This window comes from Streptomyces lomondensis (genome assembly GCF_014651035.1).
GTDB classification, from domain to species: domain Bacteria; phylum Actinomycetota; class Actinomycetes; order Streptomycetales; family Streptomycetaceae; genus Streptomyces; species Streptomyces lomondensis.
The window spans coordinates 195,555-216,537 of record NZ_BMWC01000012.1 but is presented as its reverse complement, the minus strand read 5'-3'; the positions used below and the strand labels follow the sequence as shown (position 1 = coordinate 216,537).

Genomic DNA, 20,983 nt, shown 5'->3' with positions numbered 1-20,983 from the left:
CCTGGACGCATGAGCACCGCCCCCGATTCCGAGCCGCGCGAACCGAAGCCCGCGCTGGTCTTCGACGACCCGCTCGACCAGCAGTCCTCCGACGACACCGACCGGGGCTGGGGCGAGCGCACCGACTCCGGCGGCGGGGCGGCCGACCTCCGGCGCTTCCTCGACGAGAAGCCGCCCCACCACCTGTGAAGCAGCCGGGCGGCCGCCCGCAGCGCTACGACCGGTCGTGCCCCGAACCGCGCTGGGCGACCAGCGCGTCCCGGATCTCCTTGAGCACCTCCAGCTCGGTCACCTCGATGACCTCCTGCGTGCCCTCCTTGGCCTTCCGACGGGCCTCCTGGCGGGCCAGGTACTTCGCCATGGGCAGGACCATCAGGAAGTAGACGACCGCCGCGGTGATCACGAAGCTCAGCGTGGCGCCGAGGACGGAGCCCCACAGGATCTGGATGCCCTGATCGCCCTCGCAGGTCGAGCTGAGGCACGAGCTGTAGTGGTCGAGGTTCTTGGTGCCGATGGCCCCGACGACCGGGTTGATGATCCCCTTCACCACGGCGTTGACGATGTTGGTGAAGGCGGCGCCGATCACCACCGCCACCGCCAGATCGACGACGTTCCCGCGCATCAGGAAGGCCTTGAAGCCGTCCCAGACGCTCGGTTCCTTCTTCTCGCTCACCTCGGGGTCTCTCCTCGCACGCGCAGCTTGTGGAACAAAACGCTCCGCAACCTACGTCACCGTGGGGCCGAACGGAGGACCTGGGTCCCTCGAACGAGAGCCTTGAGGGGGCCGCGGCCCGCGCCACCGTGCCCCTCACCACAACGTCACCGCCAGCCGCGCCGTGGCACTCGCGCCGGCCAGCCGGGCGGCGGTGGCGCGCGGCACGGAGAGCACGACCAGCGCGCCACCGTCCGAAGCGCCCTCCAAGGGCTCCGGCACCTTCGTCACTCTGGCTCCGCGCGCGACGACTCGGGCGTCGCCGCCCGTCACCGTCTCCTCGGCGGCGATGACGTCGACCCGGTCGCCGGGCCGCAGCAGCCGTACGGTGGCCGCGTCGGCGATCCGGACGGGAGCCGTCACCGCTCCCAGGGCACGGCGTGGGGGCGCGGGCTGCTCCCCGGGCACCGAGGCCGTGTGCGCGGGAGGTCCGGACCGGGGATGCCCACGGGCGCCCTCGGCGTCACGCGGCCCCGCCGCCACGAGGGCGGTCGCGGTGACCGCGAGCCCGACGGCCAGGGCCCTGCGCCGGTGCCGCACGAGCCGGCCCGCCCGGCCGCGAACCCGTACCGGATCGAACCGCGGCACCTCGCGCGTCGCGGGGACCTCGGCCCCGGGCGGACACGCGGCAACGGACCACGAGGGAGAGGAAGGCACGACCGAAGACCGGGTGACAGACGAAGACCGGGTGACAGACGAAGACCGGGCGAGAGACGAAGACCGGGCGAGAGACACGGAGACCACCACCTGCGACGAGGGACCGGCTTGCGCTCCCCACGATGAGGCTTCGCCGCCCCGCCCGCTCAGGCCTGTGGACGTACCGCCGGCCTGTGGACAACTCCCTCACCCGAACGACGACTTCCGCTCCCTCACCCAAAGGGCAGCCTCCCCCGCCGCACCCCACCCCGGCCTACGGCAGCGCGAACCCCGGATCCATCCCACCCAGCGCGTTCACGCACAGACAGCCCCGCTCGTCCTCCTCCGGCAGCCCGGCCACCGCGTCGAACAGCACCCCCCGCAAGCGGTCCACGTTCGCCGCGAACACCCGCAGCACCTCGTCGTGCGAGACGCCCTCCCCGGTCTCGGCCCCCGCGTCGAGGTCGGTGACCAGGGTCAGGGAGGTGTAGCAGAGCTCCAGCTCACGGGCGAGCGCCGCCTCGGGGTGGCCGGTCATGCCCACCACCGACCAGCCCTGCGCCTGGTGCCACAACGATTCGGCACGGGTGGAGAAGCGCGGCCCCTCGACCACGACCAGCGTGCCGCCGTCCACCGGCTCCCAGTCCCGGCCGCGCGCCGCCTTCAACGCGACGGCCCGCCCTGCGGGGCAGTAGGGGTCGGCCAGCGACACGTGCACCACGTTCGGCACGGAGCCGTCGGGCAGCGGATGCCCGTCGAAGTAGGTGCCGGCCCGGGACTTCGCGCGGTCGACCAGCTGGTCCGGCACCAGCAGCGTGCCCGGCCCGTACTCGGGACGCAGGCCGCCCACGGCGCACGGGGCGAGCACCTGGCGTACGCCGACCGACCGCAGGGCCCACAGGTTGGCCCGGTAGTTGATCCGGTGTGGCGGCAGGTGGTGGCCCCGTCCGTGCCGCGGTAGGAAGGCGACCCGCCGGCCGGCGACCTCGCCGAGGAAGAGGGAGTCGCTGGGCGGTCCGTACGGGGTGTCGACCTGGACCTCGGTCACGTCGTCGAGGAAGGAGTAGAACCCCGAGCCGCCGATGACGCCGATCCCGGCGCGACCCACGTCCGGCCCGCCGCCGGTGCTCGCCCCGCCGCCGGTGCTCGCCCCGCCACCCGTGTGCACCACGTTCGCCTTGTTCGCCATGTCCGCACCCTAACCGCACGCGGAAACGCCGAGGACCCCGTCGCCGGAAGGGCGACAGGGTCCCGTAAGAATCAGGCCTTACGCGGCGGTGGTGCTTACGCGGCGGTGCTGCTGGTGCTCGTGGAGCTGCTGCCCGCGCTCGACGACGAACTCGACGAACTCGACGAGCCGGAGTCGGAGGACGACGAGGAGCTCGACGACTTCGAGGACGACGCCGGGGCGCTGCTCGACGAGGAGCCGCGGCTGTCGTTCCGGTAGAAGCCGGAGCCCTTGAAGACAATGCCGACCGCCGAGAAGACCTTCTTCAGGCGGCCCTCGCAGCTGGGGCACTCGGTGAGGGCGTCATCGGTGAACTTCTGCACCGCCTCGAGGCCCTCGCCGCACTCGGTGCACTGGTACTGGTAGGTGGGCACTGTCTTCCTCCTGGCACTCTCACTCGATGAGTGCTAACGACGAACCATAGTGACGTATTCCGGCCGCTCAGTCCACTGCCACCGGGACGCGGTGACCCACGCCACGTGCGACGGTCCGGCCGTGGGCCCTCGGTGACAGCCGGGACCGCAGGGCCAGCAGGGTCGCCAGGGCGAGCACCGTGCCGCCCATCGGCACCAGGAAACCGGCTCCGCCCCAGAAGCGGTCCTCCAGCTGACCGGCGACCGTGACGGCCGCGGCCTGGCCCAGCGCCACCGCGCCGGTCAGCCAGGTGAAGGCCTCCGTGCGGGCACCGGCCGGGACCAGGCTCTCGACCAGGGTGTAGCCGGTGATCAGGGCCGGCGCGATGCACATGCCGACCAGGAGGCCGAGACCGGCGAGGACCAGGACCGAGTGGGCGGCCCACAGTCCCGACGCGGTGAGCGCCAGCGCGGTGTAGCCGATGACCAGGCGCCGCTGCGGGGCCGTCTTCCAGGCGATCGCGCCGCAGACGAGGCCGGAGAGCATGTTGCCCGCGGCGAAGACGCCGTACAGGACGCCGTTCAGGCCCGGTTCGCCGATCGACTCGGTGAACGCGGCCAGGGAGACCTGCATGCCGCCGAAGACCGTGCCGATGCCCAGGAAGGTCACCATCAGCACGCGCACTCCGGGGACGCGCAGCGCGGAAGCGTGCTCCACGCGCGCGTGCCCGCCGCCCGCGACCGAGGGCTGGGTGCTCTTCTGCGCGGCGAACAGCAGGCCGCCGATCAGGGTCAGCGAGGCCTCCGTCACCAGGCCGGCGGCCGGGTCGACGGCCGTGCACAGGGCGGTGGCCAGCAGCGGTCCGACCACGAAGGTCAGTTCGTCCGTGACGGACTCGAAGGCCGCCGCGGTGGTCATGAGCGGCGAGTCCTTGAGCTTGACGGCCCAACGGGCCCGCACCATGGGCCCGATCTGCGGCACCGAGGCACCGGTCGGGACTGCTGCCGCGAAGACAGCCCACAAGGGGGCGTCCAGGAGGGCCAGCGCCGTCAGCGTCAGCCCGGACAGGCCGTGCAGCAGCACGCCCGGGATCAGCACGGCCCGCTGTCCGTAGCGGTCGGCGAGGCGGCCGCTGTAGGGCGCGAAGAGGGCCATGGAGACGCCGGTGACGGCAGCGGCGGCGCCCGCCGCCCCGTAGGAGCCGGTGGTGTGCTGCACCAGCAGCACGATGGAGATCGTCAGCATCGCGAACGGCTGGCGCGCGGCGAAACCGGGGAGCAGGAACGTCCAGGCGCCGCGGGTGCGCAGCAGCCGGCCGTATCCCGGGCGGGCGGAAGCAGTCGAGTTCTTCGACTTCTTCGAGGTGACCGTGGATGCCACGGCCCGTGCCTTTCTGCCGCCTGGTAGCGCGGCCCCGTCAGTGGGCGGCGCCGAGAGCTGTCCTCTTGCGCGGAACTGCGGTAGATGCCGGGGCCCGGTGAGGAGGGGCTTCCCGACCGCCATACGGTCGCGCCAGCTCTGCGTCAGGCAGAGTTGGTTCGATCTGGGTGCGCCTTCATCGTACAGGGGCCAAGGGGATGCCTGCCTGTGAAAACGAGCACCATGGACCGGTTCGCCTTACAAATCCCAAAAGGCGCAAAGCGTCTCTCAATGACTCGCCCCGTCCGTGCCCAGCCAGCCGGCCAGCTTGCCGCCGTGCCCGACGGCCCGCAGCCGGCTCTCGGTCGCGTCCCGGACGGGGTCCGTGGCGACCACGAGGAGTTCGTCTCCCCGCTGCAATATCGTCGTGGGCAGCGGAACGAAGGATTCGCCCCCGCGCACGATGAGCGTCACGGCGGCGCCGTGCGGCAGCCGCAGCTCGGCCACCTCCACGCCGTGCATCTTCGACCCCTCGGGGATCGCCACGGACAGCAGATGCCCGCGCAGCCGCTCCAGCGGGGCCGACTCGATGCCGAGGTCGGCGGCCTCCGAGCCGTCCCCCAGATGCAGCTTGCGGCCCAGCCAGGGCAGCGTCGGCCCCTGGACCAGGGTGTAGACGACGACCAGGACGAAGACGATGTTGAAGATCCGGCGGCTGGCCTCCACGCCCTCGACCATGGGAATGGTCGCCAGGATGATGGGCACCGCCCCGCGCAGCCCCGCCCAGGACATCAGGGCCTGCTCCTGCCACGGCACCCGGAACGGCGTCAGGCAGAACACCACGCTCAGCGGGCGCGCCACCATGGTCAGCACCAGCCCGATGACGAGCGCGGGCACGATGTCGTCGCCCAGCTCGTGCGGGGTGACCAGCAGTCCGAGCAGGACGAACATGCCGATCTGGGCCATCCAGCCGAGCCCGTCGGCGAACCCGCGCGTGGCCGGCCAGTGCGGCAGCCGCGCGTTGCCCATCACCATCGCGGCCAGGTACACCGCGAGGAAGCCGCTGCCGTGCGCCAGCGCGCCCGCCGCGTACGCCACCACGGCGATCGCCATCACGGCGATCGGGTAGAGGCCGGAGGCGGGCAGCGCCACGTGCCGCAGCCCCCAGGAGCCCAGCCAGCCCACCGCGAGCCCGATGGCCGCGCCGATGGCCAGCTCCAACAGGATCACGCCCAGCAGCACGTACCAGTGCTCGACCGGGCCCGCCGTGGACAGGGACACCACGAGGATGACCACCGGGGCGTCGTTGAAGCCGGACTCCGCCTCCAGGGTGCCCGTCACGCGCGCGGGCAGGGGGATCTTCCGCAGCACGGAGAACACGGCCGCCGCGTCGGTCGAGGAGACGACCGCCCCGATGATGAGGGCCTGCCGCCACTCCAGCCCGATCAGGTAGTGCGCGGCCGAGGCCGTGACCCCGACGCTCACCGCGACACCCGCCAGCGCCAGCACGGTGGCGGCCGGCAGGGCCGGCTTGATCTCCTTCCACTTCGTGCCGAGACCGCCCTCGGCCAGGATCACGACCAGGGCCGCGTACCCGATGACCTGGGTCAGCTCGGCGTTGTCGAAGTGGATGTCGCCCACGCCGTCCTGGCCCATGGCGACGCCTATGCCCAGATAGACGAGCAGGCTGGGGAGCCCGCTGCGCGAGGAGATCCGTACCGCTGCGACGGCGACGAGCAGGACGAGCGAGCAGACGAGCAGGAGCTGGTTGAGGTGGTGAACAGTCAGCGGCCGAATCCTTCCCTGGCCCGCACGCACGCGCGCGTGGGCTCACGTACATCGCACATGAAGCTGTGGCGCATCGCGCCAACTACTTCGTTACCTTACCTAACTCTTGACGATTTCTTGACGCTTCCGGGGGCGAGATCGAACGTCCGTCCGTGCCGGTTCCCGACTCCGCGTCAAGGGGCGCAAGGCCCTGCGCCTATCGTTGCTCCAGCGCTCAGTTAAAAGCACAGCCGAACCTGCCGCTCGCGTTAGGACAGCAAGGACAGCGATGCCCCCGAACACCACCGCCTCCACGGGTCAGCAGCCCGGCAAGTCCGGCAGGAGAAAAGGGCGCAAAGCCCGCCTGATCGTCCTCGTCCTGGTGCTGGCCCTCATCGGAGGCGTCGCCTTCGGGGCCTACTGGTCCATCAGTACCGTCCGGGCCTCCTTCCCGCAGACCAAGGGCACCCTCACGCTCAAGGGCCTCTCAGGACCCGTCGAGGTCAAACGCGACAACTACGGCATCCCGCAGATCTATGCCTCCTCCGACGCGGACCTGTTCATGGCGCAGGGCTACGTCCAGGCGCAGGACCGGTTCTACGAGATGGACGTACGCCGCCACATGGCCGCCGGGCGCCTGTCGGAGATGTTCGGCAAGAGCCAGGTCGACAACGACGAGTTCCTGCGCACGCTCGGCTGGGACCGGGTGGCCAAGGAGGAGTACGACACCAAGCTGTCGGACGCCACGCAGAAATACCTCCAGGCCTACTCCCAGGGAGTCAACGCCTACCTCCAGGGCAAGGACGGCGAGGACATCTCCCTGGAGTACGCGGCGCTCGGCTTCACCAACGACTACAAGCCGCAGCGGTGGACCCCGGTCGACTCCGTCTCCTGGCTGAAGGCGATGGCCTGGGACCTGCGTGCCAACATGCAGGACGAGATCGACCGCGCCCTGCTGACCAGCCGCCTCGGCCCGAAGCAGATCGCCGACCTGTACCCGCAGTACCCGTACAGCCGGAACAAGGCGATCGTCCAGGAGGGCCAGTACGACGAGCTGACGGGGGCGTTCGAACAGGGCGGCACGAGCGGGGCCTCTGGCACCGGCGGCACCTCCGGCACGAGCGGGACCGGCGGCGCCTCGACGGGCACCGCGGGGACCTCGGGCACGGCCTCCGGCACCTCGGGCAGCGCCTCCGGCGCCTCGGGCACGGCCTCCGGTACCTCGGGTCTGGACAGCCAGCTCACCGGCCTCTCCAGGGTCCTGGAGGACCTCCCGCCGGCCGTCGGCGTGAACGGCGACGGCATCGGCTCCAACTCCTGGGTCGTCGGCGGGAAGCACACCATCACCGGCAAGCCGCTGCTGGCCAACGACCCGCACCTGTCGCCCTCGCTGCCGTCCGTCTGGTACCAGATGGGCCTGCACTGCCGCAGCGTCTCCAGCACGTGCCAGTACGACGTCACCGGCTACACCTTCGCCGGCATGCCCGGCGTGATAATCGGTCACAACCAGGACATCGCCTGGGGCATGACCAACTCCGGCGTCGACGTCACGGACCTCTACCTGGAGAAGATCACCGGCGACGGCTACCTGTACGACGGCAAGGTCAAGCCCTTCGAGACGCGCGAGGAGACCATCAAGGTCGCCGGCGGCGAGCCGAAGAAGATCGTCGTCCGCGAGACCAACAACGGGCCCCTGCTGTCCGACCGCGACGAGGAGCTCGTGAAGGTCGGCAAGAAGGCCACCGTCGACACCGCCGCGCCCGACAGAGGCGACGGCTACGGTGTCGCGCTGCGCTGGACCGCCCTTCAGCCGGGCACGACCATGGACGCCGTCTTCGCCATGGACAGGGCGAAGAACTGGACCGACTTCCGCAAGGCCGCCGCGCTGTTCGACGTGCCCTCGCAGAACCTCGTCTACGCCGACGCCCAGGACAACATCGGCTACACGCTGCCGGGGAGGATCCCCACGCGCGCGGACGGCGACGACGGCTCGATCCCCGCGCCCGGCTGGGACCCCAAGTACCGCTGGACCGGCTACATCCGGCAGGACGCGCTGCCCTACGAGTACAACCCGGAGCGCGGCTACATCGTCACCGCCAACCAGGCCGTGATCGACCCGGACAAGTACCCCTACACGCTCACCACGGACTGGGGTTACGGCACGCGCAGCCAGCGGATCACCGACCTGATCCAGTCGAAGATCAAGGACGGCGGCAAGATCTCCACCGACGACATGCGCCAGATGCAGCTGGACAACAGCAGTGAGATCGCCCGGCTGCTGGTGCCCACGCTGCTGAAGATCGACACCGGCGACAAGGACGTGCGCGAGGCGCAGAAGCTCCTGGAGGGCTGGGACTACACCCAGGACACCGACTCGGCGGCCGCCGCGTACTTCAACGCCGTCTGGCGCAACATCCTCAAGCTCGCCTTCGGCAACAAGCTGCCCAAGGAGCTGCGGGTCAAGGGCCAGTGCCTGTGGGTCGAGCCGGTCAACACCACCGGGCCCGCCGACGAGGCGGAGAAGGTGCGCGAGTGCGGTCAGCGCGACCCCGACCAGGCGCAGCCGGACGGCGGCGACCGCTGGTTCGAGGTGGTCCGCAAGCTGATGGAGCAGCCCGACAGCGACTGGTGGAAGACGCCCAAGTCGGGCACCCGCCCCGGCGCCGACAACCGCGACCAGCTCTTCAAGCGCGCGATGATCGACGCCCGCTGGGAGCTGACCGCCAAGCTCGGCAAGGACATCGACACCTGGACCTGGGGCCGGCTGCACCGCCTGTTCCTGAAGAACCAGACCCTCGGCACCGAGGGCCCCGGTTTCCTCCAGTACGCCCTCAACCGCGGCCCCTGGGAGCTCAGCGGCGGCGAGGCGACGGTCAACGCGACCGGCTGGAACGCCGCCGGCGGCTACGGGGTGGTGTGGGTGCCGTCCATGCGGATGGTCGTGAACCTCGGCGACCTCGACAAGTCCCGCTGGATCAACCTCACCGGCGCCTCCGGGCACGCCTACAGCGCCCACTACGTCGACCAGACCGACAAGTGGGCCGACGGCGAACTGCTGCCGTGGTCCTTCTCGGACCAGGCGGTCGAGGACGGCACGGCCGACAAGCTGGTGCTCAAACCGTGAGCCGGTGACGGAACGGCCCTCCACGCGCGCGTGGAGGGCCGTTCCGCGTCAGGGCTCCTGCCGGAACCGCCGCACCCCCGACGGTGTCACCACCGCGTGCACCGGCCGGTCGTGCGGCTCCTCCGGGACATGCTCGACGACCTCGGTGTCGTACAGCAGCACCACCAGCGCGGGATGCGCCCCCGCCCGCTCCAGCCGCGCCAGGACCCGGTCGTACGAGCCGCCGCCCCGGCCCAGCCGCATCCCGCGCGCGTCCACCGCGAGCCCCGGCAGCAGCACGGCGTCGGCCGCGGTCACGGCGTCCGGGCCCAGGCGCTCGCCCGCGGGCTCGAAGAGGGCCATCCGGCCGCCGTGCCGGACGCGCGCGAGCGAGCCCTCGCCCTCGTACACGCCCCAGTCCAGGTCGTTGTCGGGCAGCAGGACCGGAAGCAGTACGCGCACGCCCCGGGCGCGCAGTGCGTCCAGGAGCGCGAGCGTCCCGGGTTCGCTCCCCACCGAGACGTACGCCGCGACCGTGCCGGCCCGCGCCAACTCGGGCAGCTCCAGGGCCCGCCCGGCCAGCGCGGCCGACGTTTCCCGCAGGTCATCCGCCGTCAACCTGTTCCTCGCCGCGAGGATCTCGCGCCGCAAACTCCGCTTGTCAGGCTCGCCCGGACGTGCGATGTGCCTCAATGGTTGCTCCCGTACCGTCGCAATACGCTCATATGAGCGCCTATGAACCGGAGCCGCAGATTCCATGCAAAGGCACCGGATAGGGTGGCGGACATGACTCAGTCGCACCCTCGGATCAGCAAGGCTGTCATTCCCGCAGCAGGCCTCGGCACCCGGTTCCTGCCGGCCACCAAAGCCACTCCCAAGGAGATGCTGCCGGTCGTGGACAAGCCCGCGATCCAGTACGTGGTCGAGGAGGCCGTCGCCGCGGGTCTCGACGACGTCCTCATGGTGACGGGCCGCAACAAGCGCCCGCTGGAGGACCACTTCGACCGCAACTACGAGCTGGAGTCGGCCCTCCAGAAGAAGGGCGACGCCGGCCGTCTCGCCAAGGTGCAGGAGTCCAGCGACCTCGCGACCATGCACTACGTCCGCCAGGGCGACCCCAAGGGCCTCGGCCACGCCGTCCTGTGCGCCGCCCCGCACGTGGGCCACGAGCCCTTCGCCGTCCTCCTCGGCGACGACCTGATCGACCCCCGCGACCCCCTGCTCCAGCGCATGGTCGAGGTCCAGGAGCAGCGCGGCGGCAGCGTCATCGCGCTCATGGAGGTCGCCCCGGAGCAGATCCACCTCTACGGCTGCGCGGCCGTGGAGACCACCGAGGACAGCGACGTCGTCAAGGTCAGCGGCCTGGTCGAGAAGCCCGACCCGTCCGACGCCCCGTCGAACTACGCGGTCATCGGCCGCTACGTCCTCGACCCGCACATCTTCGACATACTGCGCCGGACCGAGCCGGGCCGCGGCGGCGAGATCCAGCTCACGGACGCCCTCCAGCAGCTCGCGACCGACGAGAAGATCGGCGGCCCGGTGCACGGCGTGGTCTTCAAGGGCCGCCGCTACGACACCGGCGACCGCGGCGACTACCTGCGTGCCATTGTCCGACTCGCGTGCGAACGTGAAGACCTGGGCCCGGACTTCCGGACCTGGCTTCGCAGTTACGTAGCCGAGGAGATGTAACACGTTGAGCAGCGCCGCGCCCCCCGTCACCGGCCAGGACCACTCGGGCCCCGACCACCTCTGGTCGGTGGACGAGCACCTGGAGGACATCCTCGCCACCGTCCGCCCCCTGGAACCGATCGAGCTGCACCTGCTCGACGCCCAGGGCTGTGTCCTCGTCGAGGACATCACGGTGCCGGTGTCCCTGCCGCCGTTCGACAACAGCTCCATGGACGGCTACGCGGTACGGGTCGCGGACGTCGCGGGCGCGAGCGAGGAGTTCCCGGCGGCCCTGGAGGTCGTCGGGGACGTCGCCGCGGGCCAGGCCGAGCTGCTCCACGTGGGTCCCGGCCAGGCCGCCCGCATCATGACCGGCGCCCCGCTGCCGCCCGGCGCCGAGACGGTCGTGCCCGTCGAGTGGACCGACGGCGGGCTCGGCGAGGGCCCGGTGCGCGGGATGCGCGCCCGCAGCCTCGGCCCCGAGGGCGCCACCGGGCATGTGCACGTGTACCGCCCGGCCGAGGCCCGGGCGCACGTGCGCGCCAAGGGCAGCGACGTGAAGGCCGGCGACCGCGCCCTGGAGGCCGGCACGATTCTCGGCCCGCCCCAGATCGCCCTGCTCGCCGCGATCGGCCGCGGCACGGTCCGGGTCCGCCCGCGCCCGCGCGTGGTGGTGCTCTCCACCGGCAGCGAACTCGTCCAGCCCGACACGGAGCTGGGCACGGGTCAGATCTACGACTCCAACAGCTTCGCCCTCACCGCCGCCGCCCGCGACGCCGGCGCCATCGCCTACCGCGTGGGCGCCGTCGCCGACGACGCCGAGACCCTGCGCTCCACCATCGAGGACCAGCTGGTCCGCGCCGACCTGATGGTCACCACGGGCGGTGTGAGCGTCGGGGCGTACGACGTCGTCAAGGAGGCGCTGTCCCACGTCGCCGACGAGGACGAGGCCGGCAGCGGCATCGAGTTCCGCAAGCTCGCCATGCAGCCCGGCAAGCCCCAGGGCTTCGGCTCCATCGGCCCCGACCACACCCCGCTGCTGGCCCTGCCCGGCAACCCGGTGTCGTCGTATGTCTCCTTCGAGCTGTTCGTCCGCCCGGCGATCCGCGCCCTCATGGGCCTCGACGACGTCCACCGGCCGACGACCCGGGCGACCCTGGCCGCCGACAAGGCGCTGACCTCCCCGAAGGGCCGCCGCCAGTTCCTGCGCGGCACGTACGAGGACGGCCGGGTGACCCCGGTCGGCGGTGCCGGATCGCACCTGGTCGCGGCCCTCGCCCACGCGGACGCGCTGATCGTCGTCCCCGAGGACACCGAGTCCGTCGAGCCCGGCGCCGAGGTCGAGGTGGTCCTGCTCGGCCGATAGGCGCTGGTTGGGGGTACCGTGTCGCGCACAGCAGGCCCGGACCGGGAGCGCCACACAGCATGAGCACGCAGGACCCCAGCACGCAGGACGGCCCTACGCAGGACCGGCTGACGCACCTCGACGACGCCGGCGCCGCCCGCATGGTCGACGTGTCGGAGAAGGACGTGACCGCGCGCACGGCACGCGCCAGCGGACGTGTCCTCGTCTCGCCGCGCGTGATCGAACTGCTGCGCGGCGAGGGCGTCCCCAAGGGTGACGCCCTCGCGACCGCGCGGATCGCCGGGATCATGGGCGCCAAACGCACCCCCGATCTGATCCCGCTCTGCCACCCGTTGTCGGTGTCCGGTGTGAAACTGGACCTGTCGGTCGCGGACGACGCCGTGGAGATCCTGGCCACCGTGAAGACGACGGACCGCACGGGCGTCGAGATGGAGGCCCTCACCGCGGTCTCCGTCGCCGCGCTCACCGTGATCGACATGGTCAAGGCGGTCGACAAGGGAGCGGTCATCACGGACGTACGAGTGGAGGAGAAGACGGGCGGCAAGTCGGGCGACTGGAGCCGGTCATGACATACCGCGCTCTCGTCGTCACGGCCTCCAACCGGGCCGCCGCCGGGATCTACGAGGACAAGGGCGGCCCGCTGACCGCCGACGGCCTGGGGCGCTTCGGCTTCGAGGTCGACGGCCCGCAGATCGTCCCCGACGGCGACCCCGTGGAGGCGGCTCTGCGCGCCGGTGTCGAGACCGGCTACGACGTCATCGTCACCACTGGCGGCACGGGCATCTCGCCCACCGACCGCACCCCGGAGGCGACCCGCCGGGTGATCGACCACGAGGTTCCGGGCATCGCCGAGGCCATCCGGGCGTTCGGCCGGGAGAAGGTGCCGACCGCGGCGCTCTCCCGGGGCCTGGCCGGAGTGGCGGCGGGGACGCTGATCGTCAACCTGCCCGGTTCCACCGGCGGCGTGAAGGACGGCCTCGCCGTCCTGGAGCCGCTGCTGGTCCACGCCGTCGAGCAGCTCCGCGGCGGCGACCACCCCAGACCCGGCAGTGGGGGTGCGAGCTGAACAGCCCATCCTGGCCCGTCGAGCTGGTGGACGGCGACATCGTCCTCAGGCCGATAAAGCTGCGCGACCAGCGGGCGTGGCGTGAGGTCAACCGGCGCAACCGCGACTGGCTGCGCCCCTGGGAGGCGACCATTCCGCCGCCCACGCCCGGCGGGCCGCTCACCCACCGCCCGACCTTCCGCCAGATGGTCCGCCACCTCAGGGCGGAGGCGAACGCGGGCCGGATGCTGCCCTTCGTCATCGAGTACCAGGGGCGGCTGGTGGGGCAGTTGACGGTGGCCGGGATCACGTGGGGCTCGATGTGCTCGGGGCACATCGGCTACTGGGTGGACGAGGCGGTGGCCGGGCGCGGAGTGATGCCGACGGCGGTGGCGCTCGTCACGGACCACTGTTTCCGCACGGTCGGACTGCACCGCATCGAGATCTGCATTCGCCCGGAGAACGGACCCAGCCGCCGCGTCGTGGAGAAACTCGGATTCCGTGAGGAGGGGCTCCGGCCGCGTTATCTCCACATCGACGGCGCCTGGCGCGACCACCTCGTCTTCGCGCTCACGGCGGAAGAGGTGCCGGACGGGTTGCTGAGGCGCTGGCACCGGGCACGATCGGAGAGTAATCCGGGAATGCGGCACCACCCCGGAAATTGAATACGTGTTCGAAATTGATCGCCTGGTGACCGTCTCGGGGCAATGAATTCCCGCCCCGGGCGGTCTGCTGATCGCATCGGTCACAAAAAAAGTTCGAAATATCAGCCAGATCGTGCGACACACCGGCTCAATTGGCAGATGGCCTCACGCAAACCCCTCTACGGTGTGAGGCGTGAGCAGCAGCGGCCTCATCTACGCAGTCATTGTCGGGGCCTGGGCCGCCTACTTGGTGCCGATGTGGCTCCGTAGGCAGGACGAGCTGAACGAGGCCCGTCCGACGGAACGCTTCAGCACCGCCATCCGGCTCCTGTCCGGAAAGGCGGCCATGGAGCGCCGGTACGCCAAGGACCTGCGGGCGCGCTCCACCGAGGAGGGGGAGCAGGACGCCGACGACCTGGACGCCGTCACCGAATCGGTGGACGTCCGGGCCTTCGCCGTGTCCAAGACCCGTCCGCAGACCCAGGCGCTCCTCCCGTCGCCCGCCCCTGACCAGCCGGCCCGCCCGGCACCGAACGCGGCGCGTGCCGAACGCGAGGGGGGCCGGGTGCCCGCCGCCCGGCGCGGCATGTCGCCGCAGGCCCAGGCGGCCGCGGCGCGGGCCCGGCGCTCGAAGGTGCTCGCGCGCCGCCGGCGCACCACCACCGTGCTGTTCCTCGCCTTCACCCTCGGCGCGGTCGTCGCGGCGGTCGGCGGACTCGCGTTCCTGTGGGCACCCGGCGTGCCCGCCGTCATGCTCAGCGTGTACATCGCCTACCTTCGCTCCCAGGAGCGCCGTCGCTTCGCGTACCAGATGGACCGCCGCCGGGCCGAGGCCGCGGCCCAGCGGCTGCGGGAGCGGCAGCGCCAGCCCCGCAGATGCGTCTCGGCCGACGAGCAGGCCGACGGCCAGGAGGAGGGACCCGAGCCGGCGACCGACCCCGGCCTGTCGGCCCTCGCGGCGGACCGGCGCGCCCTCGTCGAGCAGACCGACCACGCGGAGTGGGTCGACCAGCAGCGCGAGCGGCAGCGGCGGCCCGGCCAGGGCGACAGCTGGGAGCCGGTGCCGGTGCCCCTGCCGACCTACGTGACCGCGCCGGTGGCACCCCGGGCCACCAGCGACGTGGACCTCGGCGCCCCCGACACCTGGAGCTCGGCCCGCTCCAGCGCGGTCGCCCCGGACGCGGAGCAGGAGGCCGGTGTCGCGGACCCGGCCGAGGCGGACCCCCACCCGGAGGACAGGGCGGACGGCGACGGGCGCACCGACGCCCGCCGGGCGGCCTCCGCGCGGCGGGCCCGGGAGCGCGGCCGCACACCGCTGTTCGACCAGTACGAGGACGGGGACCGGCCCCGGGCCGCCAACGAGTAGCCCCGCGAAGCCGCAGGTGGCCGCCCCCGGGGAACGGATTTCCAAGCAGGCCGATCGGGGTGCTAAAGTTTCACTCGTTGCAAGGGCCTGTGGCGCAGTCCGGTAGCGCACCTCGTTCGCATCGAGGGGGCCAGGGGTTCAAATCCCCTCAGGTCCACGCAGCTTCGAGCCCCTGTCGGTGAAAGCCGACAGGGGCTCTGCTCTGTTCCCCGGCTGTCAGAGGCTCTTCGCGAAGCAGCGGCTCGAGTCGTAGTGGCGGTAGTAGCCGAACTTGGCGCACGGCGCGTAGCCGCTGGACGTGTACAGGGCTACGGCCTCCGGCTGCTTGGTGCCCGTCTCCAGGACCATGCGGACGCGGCCGGCCGCGCGGGCGTCCTCCTCCAGGGCGGACAGGAGGCGGCGGGCGAGGCCCCGGCCGCGCATCTGCTCGATCACGTACATGCGCTTGAGCTCGGCGTCGCCGTCCAGGTTTCCCTCGTCGTTCGCGTCCCGGGCGCGCCAGCCGCCCGAGGCGACCGGGTTGTCGTGCTCGTCGTACGCGATCAGGTAGATGCCGTTCGGCGGTTCGAAGTCCGACGCGGCCATGGCGGTGGCGTCGCCGTCGTCGCCGTAGCGGGCGGCGTACTCGGCCTGGACCTGGTCGTTGAGCTTCACGGCGTCGGGGTGGTCGAAGGAGACCCGGCGTATGTGCATGACCGCTACCGTATTCGATCCGGAACTGGACCTCGTCCAGATTGCCGGTATCGTGCCGGGGTGCTCACTGTGACCTCTGTGAATGTGAACGGGCTCCGTGCCGCCGCGAAGAAGGGCTTCGTGGAGTGGCTCGCGCAGACCGAAGCCGACGTGCTGTGCCTCCAGGAGGTGCGGGCCGAGCCGGAGCAGCTGCCCGAGCAGGTCCGGGCGCCCGAGGGGTGGCATGTGGTGCACGCGCCGGCCGCCGCCAAGGGGCGGGCCGGGGTGTCGCTGTACAGCCGGCGCGAGCCCGACCGGGTCCAGGTCGGTTTCGGGTCCGCGGAGTTCGACGGCAGCGGGCGGTACGTGGAGGCGGACCTGCCGGGGGTCACCGTCGCCTCGCTGTATCTGCCCTCGGGTGAGGTCGGCACCGAGCGGCAGGACGAGAAGGAGCGCTTCATGGGCGAGTTCCTCGCCTATCTGAAGGGGCTCCGGGAGCGCGCCGCCGCCGAGGGGCGCGAGGTGCTGGTCTGCGGCGACTGGAACATCGCCCACCAGCAGGCCGACCTGAAGAACTGGCGCGGCAACACCAAGAACTCCGGGTTCCTGCCCGAGGAGCGCGAGTGGCTCGGGCGGGTCCTCGACCCGGCCGACGGCGGGTACGTCGACGTCGTCCGCGCCCTGCACCCGGACACCGAGGGGCCGTACTCGTGGTGGTCGTACCGCGGGCGGGCCTTCGACAACGACACGGGGTGGCGGATCGACTATCACGTGGCCACCCCCGGGCTCGCCGGGCGGGCGGTCAAGGGGTTCGTCGAGCGGGCCGCCACGCACGCGGAGCGGTGGTCCGACCACGCGCCGGTGACCGTGGTCTACGACCGCTAGGGTCGCCGGTGACCGTCGTCCACGACCGTCAGGGCTTGCGCATCTTGCGGTCCAGGGCCAGTGACAGTTCCGCCTCCACCACGCTCCGGGCGAGTGGGCGCAGGCGGGGCAGGTCGGTCTCGGAGGCGTGGCGCAGGACCAGGTCGGTGAAGAGTTCGGCGAGGGCGTCGGCGTGGGTGCGGACCTGCTTGGCCGCTTCCAGGACCTCCGCGAGGGGGATGCCCTCGCGGACCAGGGCCGAGGAGACGTCCAGGAGGCGGCGGCTGATGTGGACGATCTCGCCGCCGTCGGCGCCGAGGTAGCCCAGTTCCATCGCGGCGGCGAGGTTCTCGGGGGTGGCCTCGCCGGCGAAGTGGTCGGCGAGTTCCTCGGGGGTGAGGTGGACCGGTTCCTCCTCGGTGGGGGCGCCGACGCCGAGCAGGTCGCCGACATCCCGGCCGTGGTCGAAGGCCTCCGCCAGCTCCGCGATGCCGCTGAGGGTGTGGCCCCGTTCCAGCAGGGCCGTGATCGTGCGCAGCCGGGCCAGGTGATCGTCGTCGTACCAGGCGATACGGCCCTCGCGGCGGGGCGGCGGGATCAGCTTGCGTTCGCGGTAGAAGCGCAGGGTGCGCACCGTGATCCCGGCCAGGCGGGCCAGCTCTTCCATGCGGTATTCACGCTTCTCGGCCACCTGGGCACCCTAAGGCGTACCGCGGGTAACTTTCCTCGCACGCCCCCTACCCATCGGTACGGTGCTGCCCTACTCTCCCATTGCGCCAGTGTTCACTGGCGCGGTTCTCGTGGTGTGTGGAGGTGTCGGCATGGGCGAGCGCGAACGCGAGCATGTGCGGGTCGCGGTGGTCGGGTCCGGGTTCGGCGGGCTGGGGGCCGCCGTGCGGCTCCGCCGCGAGGGGATCACCGACTTCGTCGTCCTGGAGCGGGCCGGCAGCGTCGGCGGCACCTGGCGGGACAACAGCTACCCGGGATGCGCGTGTGACGTGCCGTCGCACCTGTACTCGTTCTCCTTCGCGCCCAACCCGGACTGGCCGCGCACCTTCTCGGGGCAGGAGCACATCCGCGCCTACCTGGAGCATGTGACGGACACCTTCCGGCTGCGCCCCCACATCCGCTTCGACTCGGAGGTGAAGCGGATGAGCTGGAACGGCGAGCGGCTGTGCTGGGACATCGAGACCAGCAGCGGGAGCCTCTCCGCCGACCTGGTGGTGTCGGCCACCGGGCCGCTGTCCGACCCGAAGGTGCCGGACATCCCCGGCCTGGACTCCTTCCCCGGCAAGGTGTTCCACTCCGCCCGCTGGGACCACGACTACGAGCTGCGCGGCAAGCGCGTCGCCATGGTCGGCACCGGCGCCTCGGCGATCCAGATCGTGCCGTCGATCCAGCCCGACGTCTCCCGGCTCACGCTCTTCCAGCGCACCCCGCCCTGGGTCATGCCCCGCATCGACCGGGCCATCAGCGACGCCGAGCGGTGGCTCCACCGGCAGCTGCCCTTCACCTCGCAGCTCAGGCGCGGACTGCTCTGGGGCATCCGGGAGTTGCAGGTCCAGGCGTTCACCAAGCACCCGAACGAGCTCGGCTTCGTGGCGCAGCTGGCCCGGCGCAACATGGCCCGCGCCATCAAGGACCCGGCCCTGCGCGCGAAACTCACCCCGGACTACCGCATCGGCTGCAAGCGGATCCTGCTGTCCAGCGACTACTACCCGGCGATCGCGCAGCCGAATGTGGACGTCGTCGCGAGCGGCCTCACCGAGGTCCGCGGCTCGACCCTCGTCGCCGCCGACGGCACCGAGGCCGAGGTCGACGCGATCGTCTTCGGCACCGGGTTCCACGTCACCGACATGCCGATCGCCGACCGGGTCGTGGGCGCCGACGGGCGGACCCTCGCCGAGAGCTGGAAGGGCGGCATGGAGGCCCTGCGCGGCGCCTCGGCCGCCGGCTTCCCCAACTGGATGACGATCATCGGGCCCAACACCGGCCTCGGGAACTCCTCGATGATCCTCATGATCGAGTCCCAGCTGAACTACCTCGCCGACTTCGTCCGCCAACTCGACGTCCTCGGCGGCAGGGTCGCCCTCGACGCCCGCCCGAGCGCTGTACGCGCCTGGAACCACCGGGTGCAGGAGCGCATGAAGCGCACGGTGTGGAACACGGGCGGCTGCACCAGCTGGTACCTCGACGCGAGCGGCCGCAACACCACCATCTGGCCCGGCACGACAGGCGAGTTCCGGCGGGCGACGCGACGGGTGGACCTCGCGGAGTACGACGTCCTGCGGGCGCCGGCGCCGAAGAGGGTCGAGAAGAAGGCTGTCAAGAAGGCCGGGGTGGACGCGTGAGCCGCCTCCTCCACGTCGACTCCGGTCCCTACGCCCCGCCCGTCCCCGTGCGCGAACTGACCGCCTTCTCGGCGGACGGCGCCCGGCTGCACGTCGAGATCCACGGAGCCGAGGGCGCCCCCGCCGTCGTCCTCGTCCACGGCTGGACCTGCTCCACCGCCTTCTGGGCGGCCCAGATCCGCGAGCTGGCCGCCGACCACCGGGTCATCGCCTACGACCAGCGCGGCCACGGACGCAGCCCCGCCGGCCCGGCGTGCAGCACCGACGCCCTCGCCGACGACCTGGAAGCCGTCCTCACGGTCACCCTCGCGCCCGGCGAACAGGCCGTGATCGCCGGGCACTCCATGGGCGGCATGACCGTCATGGCGGCCTCCGCCCGAGCGGCCTTCCGCGCGCACACGGCCGCCGTCCTGCTGTGCAGCACGGGCAGTTCGCAGCTGGTCGCGGCGTCCACCGTCGTCCCCATCCGGCCCGGGCGGCCGCGGACCTGGCTGACCCGGCGGATCCTGGGCTCGCGCGCCCCGCTCGGCCCGGTCACACCACTGGCTCGCCGGATCCTCAAGTACGGGACGATGGGCCCCGGTTCGGCCCCGCACATGGTCGAGGCCTGCGCCCGGATCGTGCACGCCTGCCCCCGCAAGGTCCGGCACGCCTGGTCGCAGGTGCTGGACCTGCTCGACCTCGACCACGGCGTACGGGAGTTGGACGTGCCCACCACCGTCGTCGTCGGTACGGCGGACCGGCTGACCCCGCCGGCGCAGGCCCGGGCCCTGTGCGAAGCCCTGCCGCAGTGCACCGGGTTCACAGAGCTGCCCGGCATCGGCCACATGACGCCCGTCGAGGCGCCCGAGCTGGTCACCGGGAAGATACGCGAGCTCGTCACCGCACACATCCAGGTCGTATCCGAGGAGAGCGCATGAGCAGGGTGAGCCTCGAAGGCAAGGTCGCCGTGGTGACCGGGGCGGCGCGCGGCGTCGGGGAGTTGCTGGCCCGCAAGCTCTCCGCGCGCGGCGTGAAGATCGCGCTGGTCGGGCTGGAGCCGGACGCGCTCAAGCAGGTCTCCGGGCGGCTGCACAGCGACAGCGACCACTGGCACGCCGACGTCACCGACCACGAGGCGATGGCCCGGGTCGCGAGCGAGGTCGAGGAGCGCTTCGGCCGGGTCGACATCGTCGTCGCCAACGCCGGTGTCGCCACCGGCGGGCCGTTCGCCGACTCCGACCCGGAGTCCTGGCGGCGGGTGATCGAGGTCAACCTCATCGGCTCGGCGGTGACCGCCCGCGCCTTCCTGCCGCTGCTGCTGGAGAGCCGGGGCTACCTGCTCCAGATCGCGTCCCTCGCGGCGATCACCCCGGCGCCGATGATGACCGCGTACTGCGCGTCCAAGTCGGGCGTGGAGGCGTACGCGCACAGCCTGCGCGCCGAGGTCGGGTACCGGGGCGTGCAGGTCGGCGTCGGGTACCTGTCGTGGACCGACACCGACATGGTGCGCGGGGCCGACCAGGACGACGTCATGCGGGAGTTGCGGCAGCGGCTGCCCTGGCCGTCCAACAAGACGTACCCGCTGGGTCCCGCGGTGGACCGGCTCGTGGCCGGGATCGAGCGGCGGTCGAGTCATGTGTACGGGCAGTGGTGGCTGCGCGGGATGCAGGGCGTGCGCGGATACCTGCCCGGCGTCATCGGGACGGTGGGGCAGCGCGAGATGCGGCGGTTCGCGGACCGGCTGACGGGCATGCGCACGGGCCTGGTCGGGGCGGGCGGAGCCGCCGACGAGCAGCAGAGGACTACGCTCCGTAAGTGATCGACATGCGCAGGGTCACGACCCGTGTGAATCTGAACGAGCCAGAT

The 20,983-nt window shown here is 71.6% G+C and carries 21 protein-coding genes and 1 tRNA gene; 13 read left to right on the top strand and 9 right to left on the bottom strand.

The window, feature by feature from the left end; translation table 11 throughout:
* The first annotated feature begins 9 nt into the window (after positions 1-9).
* Entirely contained in the window at positions 10-189 is a 180-nt protein-coding gene (locus tag IE255_RS32470) for a hypothetical protein (RefSeq protein WP_114253583.1), read from the top strand.
* A 25-nt stretch (positions 190-214) separates the two neighbouring features.
* Here the strand turns inward: IE255_RS32470 and mscL are convergent, their stop codons facing one another.
* The 6 genes from mscL to IE255_RS32440 form a co-directional block, all read right to left on the bottom strand.
* The gene (gene mscL / locus IE255_RS32465; protein ID WP_190053972.1) at positions 215-673 is read right to left on the bottom strand and encodes a large conductance mechanosensitive channel protein MscL; all 459 of its coding nucleotides are present in this window, start codon (positions 671-673) and stop codon (positions 215-217) included.
* A 135-nt stretch (positions 674-808) separates the two neighbouring features.
* Positions 809-1,300, bottom strand: coding sequence for a CpaB family protein (locus IE255_RS32460; protein ID WP_190054016.1), 492 nt, complete (start codon positions 1,298-1,300; stop codon positions 809-811).
* Positions 1,301-1,622: 322 nt separating this feature from the next.
* On the bottom strand, positions 1,623-2,456 hold the full coding sequence (locus IE255_RS32455; protein WP_190054015.1) for an S-methyl-5'-thioadenosine phosphorylase: 834 nt from the start codon (positions 2,454-2,456) through the stop codon (positions 1,623-1,625).
* 176 nt (positions 2,457-2,632) lie between these two features.
* Positions 2,633-2,950, bottom strand: coding sequence for an FmdB family zinc ribbon protein (locus IE255_RS32450; RefSeq protein ID WP_190053971.1), 318 nt, complete (start codon positions 2,948-2,950; stop codon positions 2,633-2,635).
* Positions 2,951-3,017: 67 nt separating this feature from the next.
* Positions 3,018-4,310, bottom strand: a complete 1,293-nt coding sequence (locus IE255_RS32445; protein ID WP_190053970.1) for an MFS transporter — start codon at positions 4,308-4,310, stop codon at positions 3,018-3,020.
* Positions 4,311-4,577: 267 nt separating this feature from the next.
* Positions 4,578-6,107 (bottom strand): potassium/proton antiporter, encoded by a 1,530-nt coding sequence (locus IE255_RS32440; RefSeq protein ID WP_190053969.1) that lies wholly within the window; start codon positions 6,105-6,107, stop codon positions 4,578-4,580.
* 238 nt (positions 6,108-6,345) lie between these two features.
* Between IE255_RS32440 and IE255_RS32435 the strand changes: the two genes are divergently transcribed.
* Positions 6,346-9,180, top strand: a complete 2,835-nt coding sequence (locus tag IE255_RS32435; protein ID WP_190053968.1) for a penicillin acylase family protein — start codon at positions 6,346-6,348, stop codon at positions 9,178-9,180.
* A 48-nt stretch (positions 9,181-9,228) separates the two neighbouring features.
* Here IE255_RS32435 and IE255_RS32430 read toward each other — a convergent pair whose 3' ends face one another.
* Positions 9,229-9,852, bottom strand: coding sequence for a 5-formyltetrahydrofolate cyclo-ligase (locus tag IE255_RS32430; protein WP_190053967.1), 624 nt, complete (start codon positions 9,850-9,852; stop codon positions 9,229-9,231).
* Positions 9,853-9,945: 93 nt separating this feature from the next.
* Here IE255_RS32430 and galU point away from each other — a divergent pair, with 93 nt between their 5' ends.
* From galU to IE255_RS32395, 7 genes are all read left to right on the top strand, one after another.
* Positions 9,946-10,848, top strand: coding sequence for a UTP--glucose-1-phosphate uridylyltransferase GalU (gene galU / locus IE255_RS32425; protein ID WP_190053966.1), 903 nt, complete (start codon positions 9,946-9,948; stop codon positions 10,846-10,848).
* Between the two features lie 4 nt (positions 10,849-10,852).
* A complete protein-coding gene (gene glp, locus IE255_RS32420) occupies positions 10,853-12,193 on the top strand; it encodes a molybdotransferase-like divisome protein Glp (RefSeq protein WP_190053965.1) in 1,341 nt (446 codons plus the stop codon).
* Between the two features lie 59 nt (positions 12,194-12,252).
* On the top strand, positions 12,253-12,762 hold the full coding sequence (gene moaC, locus IE255_RS32415; RefSeq protein WP_190053964.1) for a cyclic pyranopterin monophosphate synthase MoaC: 510 nt from the start codon (positions 12,253-12,255) through the stop codon (positions 12,760-12,762).
* Positions 12,759-13,259, top strand: coding sequence for a MogA/MoaB family molybdenum cofactor biosynthesis protein (locus IE255_RS32410; RefSeq protein WP_190053963.1), 501 nt, complete (start codon positions 12,759-12,761; stop codon positions 13,257-13,259). The genes moaC and IE255_RS32410 overlap by 4 nt, the downstream gene beginning before the upstream one ends.
* A 23-nt stretch (positions 13,260-13,282) precedes the next feature.
* Positions 13,283-13,903: a GNAT family N-acetyltransferase gene (locus tag IE255_RS32405; RefSeq protein WP_229906685.1), complete on the top strand. Its 621-nt coding sequence runs from the start codon at positions 13,283-13,285 to the stop codon at positions 13,901-13,903.
* A 172-nt stretch (positions 13,904-14,075) separates the two neighbouring features.
* Positions 14,076-15,248, top strand: coding sequence for a divisome protein SepX/GlpR (sepX, locus tag IE255_RS32400; protein WP_190053962.1), 1,173 nt, complete (start codon positions 14,076-14,078; stop codon positions 15,246-15,248).
* An 83-nt stretch (positions 15,249-15,331) separates the two neighbouring features.
* Positions 15,332-15,405, top strand: a tRNA-Ala gene (locus IE255_RS32395).
* Positions 15,406-15,464: 59 nt separating this feature from the next.
* On the opposite strand, the gene IE255_RS32390 is transcribed toward IE255_RS32395, so the two are convergent.
* Entirely contained in the window at positions 15,465-15,941 is a 477-nt protein-coding gene (locus IE255_RS32390; RefSeq protein ID WP_190053961.1) for a GNAT family N-acetyltransferase, read from the bottom strand.
* A gap of 60 nt (positions 15,942-16,001) precedes the next feature.
* On the opposite strand from IE255_RS32390, the gene IE255_RS32385 reads away from it, so the two are divergent.
* A complete protein-coding gene (locus tag IE255_RS32385; RefSeq protein ID WP_190053960.1) occupies positions 16,002-16,805 on the top strand; it encodes an exodeoxyribonuclease III in 804 nt (267 codons plus the stop codon).
* 28 nt (positions 16,806-16,833) lie between these two features.
* Here IE255_RS32385 and IE255_RS32380 read toward each other — a convergent pair whose 3' ends face one another.
* Complete coding sequence (locus tag IE255_RS32380) at positions 16,834-17,475, bottom strand: MerR family transcriptional regulator (RefSeq protein ID WP_190053959.1); 642 nt, start codon at positions 17,473-17,475, stop codon at positions 16,834-16,836.
* Between the two features lie 130 nt (positions 17,476-17,605).
* On the opposite strand from IE255_RS32380, the gene IE255_RS32375 reads away from it, so the two are divergent.
* From IE255_RS32375 to IE255_RS32365, 3 genes are read left to right on the top strand one after another with little or no spacing between them, the layout of a single operon-like run.
* A complete protein-coding gene (locus tag IE255_RS32375) occupies positions 17,606-19,135 on the top strand; it encodes a flavin-containing monooxygenase (RefSeq protein ID WP_190053958.1) in 1,530 nt (509 codons plus the stop codon).
* A complete protein-coding gene (locus tag IE255_RS32370) occupies positions 19,132-20,055 on the top strand; it encodes an alpha/beta fold hydrolase (protein WP_190053957.1) in 924 nt (307 codons plus the stop codon). Before IE255_RS32375 ends, IE255_RS32370 begins: the two co-directional genes overlap by 4 nt.
* Positions 20,052-20,936 carry an SDR family oxidoreductase gene (locus IE255_RS32365; protein WP_190053956.1) on the top strand — a complete coding sequence of 295 codons (885 nt, stop codon included), beginning with the start codon at positions 20,052-20,054 and terminating at the stop codon, positions 20,934-20,936. The genes IE255_RS32370 and IE255_RS32365 overlap by 4 nt, the downstream gene beginning before the upstream one ends.
* The last annotated feature ends 47 nt before the right edge of the window (positions 20,937-20,983 follow it).

Coding starts and splice junctions, on each gene's coding strand:
- IE255_RS32470 (WP_114253583.1), top strand. CDS start 10: ATGAGCACCGCCCCCGATTCCGAGCCGCGCGAACCGAAGCCCGCGCTG.
- IE255_RS32435 (WP_190053968.1), top strand. CDS start 6,346: ATGCCCCCGAACACCACCGCCTCCACGGGTCAGCAGCCCGGCAAGTCC.
- galU (WP_190053966.1), top strand. CDS start 9,946: ATGACTCAGTCGCACCCTCGGATCAGCAAGGCTGTCATTCCCGCAGCA.
- moaC (WP_190053964.1), top strand. CDS start 12,253: ATGAGCACGCAGGACCCCAGCACGCAGGACGGCCCTACGCAGGACCGG.
- IE255_RS32410 (WP_190053963.1), top strand. CDS start 12,759: ATGACATACCGCGCTCTCGTCGTCACGGCCTCCAACCGGGCCGCCGCC.
- IE255_RS32390 (WP_190053961.1), bottom strand. CDS start 15,941: ATGCACATACGCCGGGTCTCCTTCGACCACCCCGACGCCGTGAAGCTC.
- IE255_RS32375 (WP_190053958.1), top strand. CDS start 17,606: ATGGGCGAGCGCGAACGCGAGCATGTGCGGGTCGCGGTGGTCGGGTCC.
- IE255_RS32365 (WP_190053956.1), top strand. CDS start 20,052: ATGAGCAGGGTGAGCCTCGAAGGCAAGGTCGCCGTGGTGACCGGGGCG.